The sequence below is a fragment of the Pseudarthrobacter sp. J1738 genome, from assembly GCF_050490315.1.
Classification (GTDB): domain Bacteria; phylum Actinomycetota; class Actinomycetes; order Actinomycetales; family Micrococcaceae; genus JBNPEO01.
On record NZ_JBNPEO010000002.1, the window covers coordinates 316,807 to 329,336 of the forward strand.

General features: G+C 53.3%; 9 protein-coding genes. 3 read left to right on the top strand and 6 right to left on the bottom strand.

The window, feature by feature from the left end; genetic code table 11:
* Positions 1–4: 4 nt before the first annotated feature.
* The 3 genes from ACQR35_RS05115 to ACQR35_RS05125 all read left to right on the top strand — a co-directional run bounded on the left by ACQR35_RS05115 (position 5) and on the right by ACQR35_RS05125 (position 5,125).
* Complete coding sequence (locus ACQR35_RS05115; RefSeq protein ID WP_430269399.1) at positions 5–2,791, top strand: glycosyltransferase family 2 protein; 2,787 nt, start codon at positions 5–7, stop codon at positions 2,789–2,791.
* A gap of 704 nt (positions 2,792–3,495) precedes the next feature.
* Positions 3,496–4,245: a glycosyltransferase gene (locus ACQR35_RS05120; RefSeq protein ID WP_430269400.1), complete on the top strand. Its 750-nt coding sequence runs from the start codon at positions 3,496–3,498 to the stop codon at positions 4,243–4,245.
* 277 nt (positions 4,246–4,522) lie between these two features.
* Positions 4,523–5,125, top strand: a complete 603-nt coding sequence (locus ACQR35_RS05125) for a hypothetical protein (RefSeq protein ID WP_430269401.1) — start codon at positions 4,523–4,525, stop codon at positions 5,123–5,125.
* Here the strand turns inward: ACQR35_RS05125 and ACQR35_RS05130 are convergent.
* From ACQR35_RS05130 to ACQR35_RS05155, 6 genes are all read right to left on the bottom strand, one after another.
* A complete protein-coding gene (locus ACQR35_RS05130) occupies positions 5,091–5,861 on the bottom strand; it encodes a DUF6270 domain-containing protein (RefSeq protein WP_430269402.1) in 771 nt (256 codons plus the stop codon). The two genes, ACQR35_RS05125 and ACQR35_RS05130, sit on opposite strands and share 35 nt — an antisense overlap.
* Positions 5,861–7,153 carry a UDP-N-acetyl-D-mannosamine dehydrogenase gene (gene wecC, locus ACQR35_RS05135; protein WP_430269403.1) on the bottom strand — a complete coding sequence of 431 codons (1,293 nt, stop codon included), beginning with the start codon at positions 7,151–7,153 and terminating at the stop codon, positions 5,861–5,863. Before wecC ends, ACQR35_RS05130 begins: the two co-directional genes overlap by 1 nt.
* A 66-nt stretch (positions 7,154–7,219) precedes the next feature.
* Positions 7,220–8,911, bottom strand: coding sequence for a glycosyltransferase family protein (locus tag ACQR35_RS05140; RefSeq protein ID WP_430268342.1), 1,692 nt, complete (start codon positions 8,909–8,911; stop codon positions 7,220–7,222).
* 212 nt (positions 8,912–9,123) lie between these two features.
* Entirely contained in the window at positions 9,124–10,005 is an 882-nt protein-coding gene (locus ACQR35_RS05145; protein ID WP_430268343.1) for an ABC transporter ATP-binding protein, read from the bottom strand.
* A complete protein-coding gene (locus tag ACQR35_RS05150) occupies positions 9,992–10,870 on the bottom strand; it encodes an ABC transporter permease (protein ID WP_430268344.1) in 879 nt (292 codons plus the stop codon). Before ACQR35_RS05150 ends, ACQR35_RS05145 begins: the two co-directional genes overlap by 14 nt.
* Positions 10,870–12,426, bottom strand: coding sequence for a glycosyltransferase family 4 protein (locus ACQR35_RS05155; RefSeq protein ID WP_430269404.1), 1,557 nt, complete (start codon positions 12,424–12,426; stop codon positions 10,870–10,872). The genes ACQR35_RS05150 and ACQR35_RS05155 overlap by 1 nt, the downstream gene beginning before the upstream one ends.
* Positions 12,427–12,530 lie beyond the last annotated feature (104 nt).

Genomic DNA, 12,530 nt, shown 5'->3' on the forward strand with positions numbered 1-12,530 from the left:
GCGAGTGCGAGTGCTCAAAGGCATAGGTAAATGGCAGGCAGTCGGCGGTCTTATTGCGAGTGCAGGACTGCTGGCCACCGTCGTCGGCTCGATTCTCGATCTCCGCATTCTGGTGGTAGCTGGTTTCGCTCTGTTCTCTTGGGCCGCGCTGGCCATAATTGTCACCAACGGTCGGACGTCAAATCTTCGAACCAAACAGATTAAATCTGCGCTGGCCCGCCTTGAGAAGCGGGACAAAAGGCCAGATTCCAACGAGGCAGCCAAGAAATCCGACTCACCAGTACGCCTTCAGAGGGCTGAGCATGGCATAGGCCCGGAATTTGAGTACGCCTCGCGAATGGACTCAGCCCAATCGCAGCTTGAGACATTCGCCCTACGATCCCGTAGCCAAGACATCCGAAATGCATTTGCTCGTCGGGCCACTAACGGACAATCCCGGTTCGCTGATTTGATGCGCCAGGTTGCAGTCTTCGACGTAGGCGGCGGTTCCTCAGTATTTTCGGAGACGGTTCCCACCTGGCGCCCCGAGGCTATGCTTTCGCTCGCCCGGATTCTAGTCAACCAACAGTCGCTAAGAACCGATGTTGAGGACGCCGCGCGATTGTTCAAACTCGTGGAAAAACAGTTCGGTACCCAGAAACTTGGACGAACTGACCGCTTTATCTACCTCGAGGCATTGGGTATTCTCGGTGCGGATCGGACATTACAGGATGCCTTATCTCGATTTAGAACTAAGTCCAATTTCCCTGTCCAAGCTTCGCTGTTATCCCTGAACGCCATAGGTCTGAAGGACCAAGCGACCACGAATGTTTGGCTCGAGCGTCTCAATGAATTGATCGAGGGACATGCACTGGCTCCGGTAGCGATGGTTAATCCCCAAGTACCCTCAATTGATACCCTTCGAACGAACATTGACCAGGCGACAATTGACGGACCCTTAGTAACCGTCATAGTGCCGACATATAACGGGGCCGACCTGATTGATACCGCGCTAAGTTCTCTGACTGGTCAGACGTGGCGAAACTTGGAGATTATCGTCGTCGATGATCACTCGGATGAGGAGCAATTTGCGCGGCTGCAGCAGGCATGCGCCGTTGACCCTCGAATTGTGCTGAAGAGACAATCATCAAATCTTGGACCTTATTGCGCGCGAAATCTTGGTCTGAGCGTGGCGAGGGGAGAATTCGTGACCATCCATGACGACGACGATTGGTCTCACGCTCAGAAAATCGAGCTGCAAGTTCAAGCTCTACTGGAAACGCCTGCGGTAGCGGCCAATATGAGTCAGCATGTTCGATGCACACCTGAAATCAATTTCTTACGCATCAACAACAATCCCCAGTTCACCCAACCGAATTTCTCATCCCTTATGGTACGACGCTCGATTTTGGAGCAACTGGGTGGGTGGGACGCAGTTAATCGCGGCGCAGACGCAGAATTCCGTGACAGATTGGTCAAGTTCACGGGTCAGGCAGTTCCAGTTGTCGGTCAAGTCCCTCTGTCATTCACCAGAACTCGGACAGGATCCCTAACCGCAGGCGAACTCTCTCGTGGATACGTTGACCCATCCCGATTGCTCTACATGTTCGCATATCAAGCGTGGCATGAGCGTGCCGAGAACTCAGGATCCTTTGCGATCAACAACGAGCCATCGAGACCCTTTGTGATCCCACGGAACATGCAACCCGGTCCCAGGAACGGACACCTTGGCGACTACGACGTTGTCTTCGCAACGGATTTCAAATTCCCAGGTGGAACTACGGCGCTGACTCTCACTGAAATTCGACTGGCGTCGTCATCGGGGCTTCGAGTCGGTGTAATTCAGATCGATTCTCCCCTCAACTCATTCTCGTCTCCTATCGCGTCGGGGCTCTTTGAGGTCACAAACGTTCCCAATGTCGACATCTTAGGACTGAACGATCGAGCAAATGTCGCTTTGCTCGTTGTCCGTCATCCCTCTGTGGTCACATTCTTGGACGGTGCAAAAAGCAACCTCGTGGTCGGCTCATGCGTGCTCATCGTCAACAACCCGCCATTCCTCAGGGACGGGTCTGGGATGGTCTTTGATCTTCGCTCCTGCCTTCTCAATCTCGATTCCTTGTTCAACGTCGCCGCTATGGTTTTGGCTGAGTCGAAGTTGACGCGAGAGTTATGCGTTGGGCTCGTGGAGAGTAGCCGGTTGTCTGAGGACACATGGCCAGGCGTAATTGACGTTGTTCTAAGTTCACCGGCTCTCCCTTCAGAAAGCTCGGCGATCCTCGGAAGACATTCCCGGGACCACGGGCTCAAGTGGCCGTCTCGGATCGAAGATTTTGAAGCAGCATACAAGTCGAAAAACGGTGAATTCTCTACGTCGATTCTTGGCGGTGCAGACAGCCTCATCAAAAAATTCGGGCCCAGTGCCATTGCCGGCATCAAGGTCCACCCATTCGGCTCGATGAACGTTTCACAGTTTCTGACAGGAGTTCACTTTTGGGCTTACTTCCATGACGACCAACTTACAGAGTCCTTTGGAATGGCCGCGGCAGAGGCCATGGCGGCAGGCAAGGTTGTCTTCTTGCCCGCCTACATGGAGAAAACGTTCGCTAACGGCGCCGTATACTGCTCGCCGGACGAAGTCAGCGAACTGGTATCTAAATTTTCGCGGGACTCCGACCTCTATTTAGCCCAATCAGCGAAAGCTCAAGCAGTCGTTGAAGCTCGGTTCTCGCGGAGCGCTTTATTGCAGAGAATCTCCAAATTTTCGATAGCTCAGGAATCAGGCACAACACCTTCAGGAAGCGTTGGATGAAACGACTGCTACGCATCGGACTAAGTGCAGCTGCAGGTAGCGTAATCAGTGGGGTTGTCGTGGTATCTCTGATTAACGTTGCACCCACGGGGCAGCGTGGTCCCCTTCTAGCTAGCGTCATCATAAGTCTCCTGATTTACCTTGCTCTGTCTTGTGCCTTTTTGGTTCGCCACCAAACCTCCGGGCTGAACAAAGCCATGCGGCAGCTTTCTCTGATGAAAGAAGCGGAGTCCCGCCACGACTATCATCGAAGCCGCGAACAACAGGAAGTGTCGTTGACTTTGGTCCGTCTACGCGCGCTGGCCGAGGGACTAGTCGGCGATCATTTGCCCTTAGACGAAACGCTACGCCTATCGTTCGACGAGTCATCGAAGCTTCCGCGTGTCTTATTCGTGACCAGCAACGGCGCAGGCATGGGGCATCTGACACGCTGTATGGCCATTGCACGCAGTGGTCGGGAGTCTTTTCAGTCGCACTTTGTATCGCTGGCATCCTCGGCAGCAATCGTGAACTCTTTAGGTTTCGAGGTTCTCAAGTTTCCCAGCCAAAAGGCGTCTAGCGGGATATCGCATCGTGAATGGAACGATAGATTTTCAGAATTTTTTGACGCTGTCTGCAGAGCCAACCGACCTGACGCCATAGTTTTCGACGGGACTTGGATTTATCGGGGCATTCACGAATCCGCGCGCCGGCATGGGATCAAAATGATTTGGCTGAGAAGAGGCCTCTGGCATGACGGCGCCAGTACGGCCCAAATCAAAGACAGTAAGTCGATCGTTGATCATTTGCTCGTCCCCTTTGACATTGCCGCTGAAGCCGACACCGGGCCCGTTTCGAGGAGCGAAGGAACCCAGGTTAACGCCGCAACTCTTACGACGCCCGCCGACAGCACTGACCGAGATCGCGCAATCCAAGACCTGGGACTGGACCCCCGACGCAGGTATGTACTAGTCCAGCTTGGTGCAGGTGTCATCAACGACATTAATGATCTCAGGGAACTTGTCATCTCCGAGGTCCTCAAGAGGTCTCCGGAAGTAGACATTGTTCTCGGCTTGTCGCCTCTGAGTCCGGACTACGAGGATGTGCGACTGCGTGTGCACGTCCTTCGCAAATATCCGATCGCCGACTACCTCCAAGCCTTTGATTTTATGGTCATCGCCGCTGGTTATAACTCCGTCCACGAGTCCGTCCGATTCACCACACCGGCAATCGTGATCCCCAACTTGGAAACGCTGACCGATAATCAATCTCTTAGGGCCAGCGAGTTTGAGCGACTCGGTTACGGACTGGCGGCTATAACTAGGCAAGAAATTATTTTGGCGCTTAGCCGGATGCTAACCGATTCTGAGCTGCAGACATTTCGCAAATCCTTAGAATCGTCCGTCCGCTCTGATATTGATTCGGGCGAAGACGCCGCCCAAGTCATAAAAGATTGGTTGAGCTCCAATGGCTGAACGCTCTCACCCAGAAGAATACTACGCACTTCCCTTACACCTCAGCCGAAGTCTTGGTTCACTTCGTCTAACTCCAGAACCAGCCGTAGAACGCGTTCGACTGGGGCCATCCGTCGACCTCGATTTTCTCTGCTCTTTGGCACCCTCGGAAACACTTTTCGTGGCATTCCATGGAGCAATGCGACCAGGAGTCGATCTATATCCTCGTTTTGAACGAGCCGAGTCGCTCCGACGACGTACTTCCACTTACTTGTCCTTTGCAGATCCAACGTGGCATTTGAACCACAAGCTGGCAATTTCGTGGTTCCTAGGCGGCCCTGAATGGGACGCGCTGGACCCAATCGAGCTAGTCATCAAAGAAGCTATGACAGTCTCTGGAGCAAATAGAGTGATATTCGTCGGCGGTTCTGGCGGCGGCTTCGCGGCACTCAGAGCCAGCATCCGATTCCCTGGGTCGTTGGCCTATGTTCAATCGCCCCAAACAGTTGTTACTCGCTACCTGCCGGCTGCGGTGGAGGCCTACTTCGGCTCAGTTTGGGGGCAAAACAAAACCGATGTGGCGATGTCCTCCCCGCAGCGCTTCGATTTGGCTTCACTATATCGTGTCAATGCCGGTCTCAACGTCGTTTACTATCTCCAGAATTTGAATGATCCCACCCATATTCGCGACCACTATAAGCCTTTCAAACGCATCCACGGCGTTACAGAAGCGGAGGGGGAAAGCGTAGACGGAACCAAATACTTCTATTTGTCAGACTCTGAGCTGCTGCGCCATGGTCCCCCGACCGCCGCTGAATTCGAGCTCAATTTCGACCGAGCGATTCGGTTCTATGAATCAGTGCTTCTCAAACGTCCAACGAAGATGAAAAATTTGATCTAGAAGACGTGGCAGCGAGTTCAGAGAGCCTCCTTCCCACAAAATCGTAGAATTCCTGAACATAGTGGAACGGCGCAAGACCCCATTTCTGCTGCGGATCACTGATCGTCACAGCGGCTGGAGGCCGAATTAGATTCGCTTCCGACAATTTGCTACGCAAGAATTCTCGATATCGTTCATAGAGTTCGTTTGCCTCGGACGGCTTCATGCCAGCATGTACTAGCTTGCTGTCTAGTTCCGGGCCAGCGATGGTCGACGCCCAGTCAGCATCTATAAACGCTACCTCCACTCTCCGAGGCAACTCAGCTACTAGTTTCAGTAGTTTGTCCACGGCAATAGTCCACTCAGCGAAATGCTCATCACTGCCGCTAGCTATCTTGCGCCAGGACCCTGGCTTCGCGGTTAAGAACTGGCTTTCTCGGAATGCGGACGAGTCAGTGATTCGTTCCTCTCCTCTAACGAGAACGTGAAATCGTTCGTCGATAATGTCGAGGAGAAGTAGGTCAAATTGTTGTGTCCGCAAATTTTCGACAAGCGACTTGGACGCATCGGCCTCTAGCATCCTTCGTTGGAAACTTGACCTGACCAAAGCCGGGGCCGTGCCGAGGTCCGTCTTTCTTCGACCAAATGCAGAGATAATCGAAGATCTAGCAAAGTATCCTGCGAGCTCGACTCCGGGTTGAGGCGAAAGTTCCATAGTGTCTCGCGATACACAGCTGCCATAGATTAAGACTTGCATTAGTTTGCCTGGACTGCCGCGATTGGAGCCGACGCAGCTTGTTTCGACCACAGTCCGCAAGTATCAAGAATTCGCAGTGCCGCGAAGTCCTCTCGACAATAAGCGCGAAAAGCCGTGTGCTCGACAAGCACGCATACGACGCCTGCTTCGGTTTTTGCAGATTCCACGCTTCCCAACGTGACATTTTGAAATGCTGCGAGTTTCTGCGGCAGCGCCTTAACGTGGGGCTCAACGACGCTGATTGCAAGATCCGGCATGGTCTCAGCAAGCTCACCAACGATGGCCACGGCAGGCGATTCGCGCAGGTCATCTATGTCTGGCTTGTATGCCAGCCCCATGACTGTCACCGACCTAGCGCCGGAATCAATCACCATCGACCGTATCGTTCCTGTCACCTCGGCTGGTTTGGAATCGTTGATCTGACGGGCTTGCCGCATTAGTAATGTCTCGTCTGGAGCAGCGCTAATGAGAAACCATGGGTCAACGGCAATGCAGTGTCCGCCTACGCCAGGTCCCGGCTTCAAAATGTTCACCCGTGGATGGTGGTTGGCTAGATCGATCAATTCCCATCCGTCGATGCCCAGCGAGTCGGCTACCTTAGCAATTTCATTTGCCAACGCAATATTGACGTCCCGGTAAGCATTCTCAACCAATTTGGCCGTCTCCGCAGTCGTGGCGTTTGTCGTCAGCAACTGTCCTTTACAGAAAGTGTTGTAGAGGGCAGCCGCTCGAATAGTCGACGCCCCGGATAGCCCTCCTACAATACGATCGTTTTGGATCATTTCGATCATGATTCGACCCGGTAGTACTCGCTCGGGACAGTGAGCGAAATGCACTGCCCGCTCGCTGTGCTGATCGTTTAGTGCAACCTCGATATCCGGTCTCAACGTCGAAACTAGTTCAGCAATCCTACGCGTTGTTCCTGGAGGTGAGGTGGACTCGAGAATCACAAGCTCTCCCCCAGTCAGGACTGTGGCGATTGACGAGGCTGCCGCTTCGACGTACGAGAGGTCCGGAAGGCGATCGTGGCTGAAAGGCGTAGGGACGGCGATGATGAACACATCAGACGCTGGAATAGTTGACTGAGCTCGTAACCAACCGCGACTCACCGCACCAGCAACAGAAACGTCCAAATCCGGCTCAACAAATGGAACTTGTCCGGCGTTGACTGCGTCAACTACCTGCTGTTTAGTGTCAACGCCGACGACGTCGAAACCTTGACTCGCCAAAACTGCGGCCGTCGGCAGACCAATGTATCCCAGGCCAATGACTGAGATTCTCATGTTGTCCATCAAAGCTATCCACTCTTTCCTGATAAACGCCGACTCACGTTCGCTACGCGTATTCCATGTGGCGAGCTATATGAAGACGTGTTCCCCAAAATTGCCGTGCACTTCAACGTCCCCTAACGACAAAGCCTCCAAGTCGCTGAGACGCCATGTGTGTTGATGACTCTTGCGCACCTGAACAAAGTTAAACCGGTCGGCCGCGTATATCGAGGCTCCAGAAGCAACCACGCGGGACAAGAATTCGGTGTCCTCGCCCTGTTTCAATGCTGCAAACCGGATGTCAGTAAAAAGACTTCGCGGGGCCGTGATTGTCGGGCCCATGACATGATTGGCGAAACGATGCTCTTTGTCAGCGAATCTACGTAGCAAGACGTCCAGCCCTTCAATTCTCATGTAGTGGGCACCCTTGCCCACTACATCTGCACCGCTGAAACTTAAAGCGTTGACGAGGTCCTGTAAGTAATGAGGACCATAGAGATCGTCGTCGTCCATTTTAGACAGCACGTCGCCGTCGCTAGCATCTATCAACTCATTGAGACACTCGCCCAATGTTCGGTCGGCGAAACCATGAATAAGCTTTATCTCCTCTATGGCATAACGGCTCTGAAGGTTTTTGATTTCCTGAGCTGCAGGCTCGAACCCATGCGTCAAAATGACTAGCTGCCGGCTCTCGTAAGTTTGTTGTCCGAACTGACTAAAGACGTGGTCGAGTTGATAAGGGCGGTTGGTGGCAACTAGGCAAGAAACATACGGCGAACGAATCTCATCGCGCCGCTTTACGGTCTCCAAAATTGTAGACACTCGCTGCGTGTAAGTGTGTTGGGCCCAAATCCGACGTTGCGCGAGGTGGGCTGCGCGCTCGCCAATGTCTTCGTTTCGAATGAGTGCGCGTACCGAGTGCTGGGTCTCCAGCGCGTTGCGAGCTACCCACACTTCGTCCGGTGGAAAGAACTCTCCGATAGCAGCACTAGGCGCCGTAACGACAGGAGTTCCAGAAGCTTCAATCTCAAAAATCCGCCTCGCACACATGCTCGGCGAGTCTGTAACTGAATTGACATTGAGGAAAACTTTGTACGATTTGTATGCAGTGAGCATCTCTTCGTAAGGCAATTGACCTACAACGTATCCAGAGAAGTGGTCTGGAAATTGGTATCGTGGATCCCCACCGAGCATCCGCGAAAAAATCTCGAGACCGAAGCCTGTCCCCTTCGAGCCCGCGACGGCACCGGATAGCAAGTAGTCAAGTTGCGCGCGTCGCTCTGGATACTTATGCGTAAAGTACATCCCCGCAAACGCTATGCCCCGTTCATGCCAACCGTGGCTGGGGCGAACGGGGTTGTGAACTGCTGGCTGGGCCGCAAATGGCAGAACATCAACACGGTCATGACCAAGATCTCGAATATAGTCTGGGATCTTCCTCTGATCGCTTGTGAATACAACGTCGAAGAGTCGCGCAGCCCCTAAGAAGTCCTCGTAATGTGGGGGGTCCTCTTTGTTCCAGAAAACAGTGGGAATCCCTTGCTGCTGGCACCACTCAACGAGAGAAATGAGATCTTCGCTCGGGCCGTTGTTGCCTGTCAATTTGTATTGCCACGCGCCAGAATTTCCTGCCCACGCCGACTCCACAAAGAGCAGATCTGGGAGACATGATTCGAGCGTCTGCTTCCATGAACCTGGTTGGACTGTGATTGCGTTCCACTCAAAGCCAAACGCCATAAGCGAAAATTCGTCGAGAATGACTGCGACCGACAAATCTCTCACTGGGCCCCTACGCCGCTGTGGCACTGTTGGTTCGAAGCGTAGATTCTTTACACGCGACCCGAAGTTCAGGAAGCCTGATCGTCCCCGAACCACAGCAGACGGCTGTCGGCTTTCGGCTATCTGACGTTGTCGCCAAAGCTTGAACCCATCGACGCCTCCGGTTCGAAAATGCCAAGCTGCAGTTCTCGCGTTTCGCACCTTACGTCGAAGCGTCATTCGACCCTCCGACGTCCAGCTGCCCGCTCCAAAACCTGCACACGCTGAGTCTCCTTGCGCGCGGCTCGTTTCACACGGTCTGCTGAGGCGCTGTCGCCTTTTCGAAGGTGCCAAATGAATTTCTCATAAAGATCCACGACGCGATCCACCTCACCGTCCTGAATCATTTCGCCCTGATCAAGCCAAATCGCTCTGGTGCAGAGGTCCCGAATTGTGGGCATGCCATGGCTCACCAAGAATACGCAGCCCGCTCCTTCTCGCAACTCGGTCATTCGGCGGCGAGTACGCTCACCAAACTCTGCATCCCCAGTATTGAGCGCCTCATCCAAAATTAGAATCTCAGGATCGATGGCCGCAGCGATCGCGAATCGCAGCCGAGCGGACATACCCGAAGAATACGATTTCATAGGCAAATGGATGGAATTTTCCAGAGCAGAAAGTTCGACAATCGAATCAAATTTTTCCCGAATTTCTTTCTTGCTCATCCCCATAGCCAGACACCCCAACATGATGTTGGCATCGCCTGCCAAATCGGGAACAAGCGCCGCGCTGACGCCGAGGGAAATAGGAGTACTTGTAGCTAGCACACTACCCGTAGTGCTGGTCTCTTGTCCTCCGATCAAGCGCATCAACGTGCTCTTGCCGGATCCATTGCGACCAATTACACCTATGGATTCCCCATGCTGGGCAACCAATGAAATCGGTCGAAGAGCCTGCACGGTGACTCGCTTCTTGGGGTTCCACACACGAGACAACGCGCGCCGTGCAAACCCGGAATCGGGTCCATAAACGTTCTCCGAACTCCCCACCCGATAAGTCATGCTGACATTGTCCAAGACAACAGCTGGTGACGAAACGGAATAATCAACTACGTCCATAGCTTTCCTCCCCTCGCCAAAAGAAGATGAGTCCGACCGTCAGACTGGCCACTGCCCAAATTGCAAGTGTAAGCCACCTTGTCATGCTCGGCCACGTGTCATAGAGCAAACAATCGCGGACGATATCAAGAACGGCAAAAAGCGGATTTGCATGCATCAGATTCATCAGCACTGGATGGCCGGCAAAGCGATCGACAGAGAAAAAGACTGCTGACACGTACATCCATGCACGAAGTCCAAAACCAACCAAATACGACAGGTCAGGAATGACCGAGACCATCCGAGCCAGAAATAGAGATAACCCGAGGTGAAACATAACTTGCAATAATAGTGTCGGCAAAAGGAAAAGCCACTTCACAGAAATGGTCTCGGCTGGCGGGATCAGAATCACGAGAATCAGCATGATCAAAATCGTTGGAACGCTAGCCATGGCTTCCCTGACGTTAACAGCTATCGGTAACGTCGCCCGCGGAAACTTAAAAGCCTGAAGGATATTCTGATTGGAAACCATCGATCGAGCCGACGTCGTTATCGGCCGCGTACTGAACTGGAATAGAAAAATCCCGATTAAGAGATAAGAAATAAAATTTGGAATGCCTGCTCCTGTTCCGAGCATCACACCAAAAATTAAATAAAAAACCAAGCCATTTAGCAATGGATTGAGTAGCAGCCATGCACCGCCTAAACGATCTTTGGCGTTGCCGCTCAGGACACGCGCGCGTGAATCGTAGTATATGAAAAATCGGTAGTCCCATAGGCTCACTAGATAATCTAGGAAATTTGGTCGAGCCCCCACTCGGCGCAACTTCCTGATATTTACCGAAGTTGGAATGGGTACATCGACCGCTCCAGCTGTCTGTTTCATCAGCCTCCATTCTTTGTAAGTCGGTCGTATGCAGACAACGCTCGCTTAGCGTTCGCTTTCCAAGTTCGATCCAAAAGAGTCACTTGCCGAGCTCGGCGTCCAAGCTGGTAACGCTTTTGGGGTGAAACAAGTAGACGGTCAATACTACTGGCAAGCGACGCCGGATTTTCCGCCTGTGCAAACATACCTGTTTCGCCTTCGGCCAGAAGTTCACGTAATGCTGGCAGGTCGCTCGCCACAACCGGACGCGCTGAAGCCATAGCCTCTACTGGCTTCAGCGGAGTTACATCTCTGGTGACCGAAGAATCAATGCGAGGCACCACAAACACGTCCAATGCAGCATGATAGATCGGGGTGAGATTCCGAGGTACCCTGCCAGTAAAAATCGTTTGAGCGGAAATACCCAACTCTTGTGCTAGGGCACGGAGGCTGGGGGCGGACACGCCGTCACCGACGATCAAGACACGCAATTTGCTGAAGCGCGGGATCAATAGCGCTGCAGCCCGCAGTAGTGTGTCCAAACCCTCATAATCAACAAGACTGCTGACCGTTCCGATCATCAAAGCGTCCTCAGCCAGGCCTAGCTGCCGGCGGGCATCCTGCTGAGTCATCGGTTCGTCGAGAAATGCACCACCAACAGCATTCGGCGCCACCAAAATATTAGCCGAATCAACCCCGGCATCCACGATATTGGCTCTCATAGCTTCACCTAGCGTCACTACAAGGTCCGCGCGCTTCATCACATCGGCTTCTCGTTCTCTAAACAATCTGAACCGTTCACTTCTAATGGCTTCCGGCCCACGAGTGGACGCCCATGTGTCAGCGAGCTGTCCCCGCACTTCATAGACCCACGGAATACCCAGTGCATCCGCTGCGGCTGCCGTAACCAGAGCGTTAGTAAAGTGAGTTGTTGTGTGTAGGACGCTCGCGCCGCGGCGGACTGCTTCATCCGCTACCAATTCCGCTTGCTGTTGAAGTCGCGCCGCCATACCCTCTTTCAGCCGTCCAGGGTTTATTCTCACATAATCAATACCGTCAACCGAGTCGGCACCAGAGGCCAGAACTTTCCCCACTTGGACCGGATAACCCAGCCTTGTGACGGCCGAGACATTCCAACCCAAATCCCGCTGAGCGGTCAGAATTGAGTGTGTTCGCTGCGCGTAGCCACTTCCAGTGTGAGGTAGTGAATTGGTGAGAACGTGCATTACAGTGCGTTTTCTCGGTTGATGTTCTCTAGGGGTCAGAACCGGGAGGAAACCGGTGAACACCTTGAGTTCTGACTCAAGCCGCCGACGTTGAGAAGCGAGACGCTTCGCACTACGGCTGCCGCCGTGCTTCGCCTCTTCCAACTTCAAGTGTTCAACTGCGGCGGTCATCGCGCCGTCATACCAAAACCGCCGCGCGATAAAAGCAGCATGATTAGGCGCTTGGGCTCCGTTGAGGGCTAGCGAGTCAGCCTGCTCCAGGCACCCGGCTGCGAGCGCCAAGTCGGCGAGCCGAACGGCCGAGGACCCTGAAATTGATTTGGATAAGGCCGTGTCCAATGCGTTTTGCACACTAGTGATCTTCCCCAACGCGAAGTTGGCCAATATCGCCGCAAATGTGGTGGAATTCCGCCCTAGGAATCTCCCAGCTGCTGGCATGACTTTCCGCACCAGCC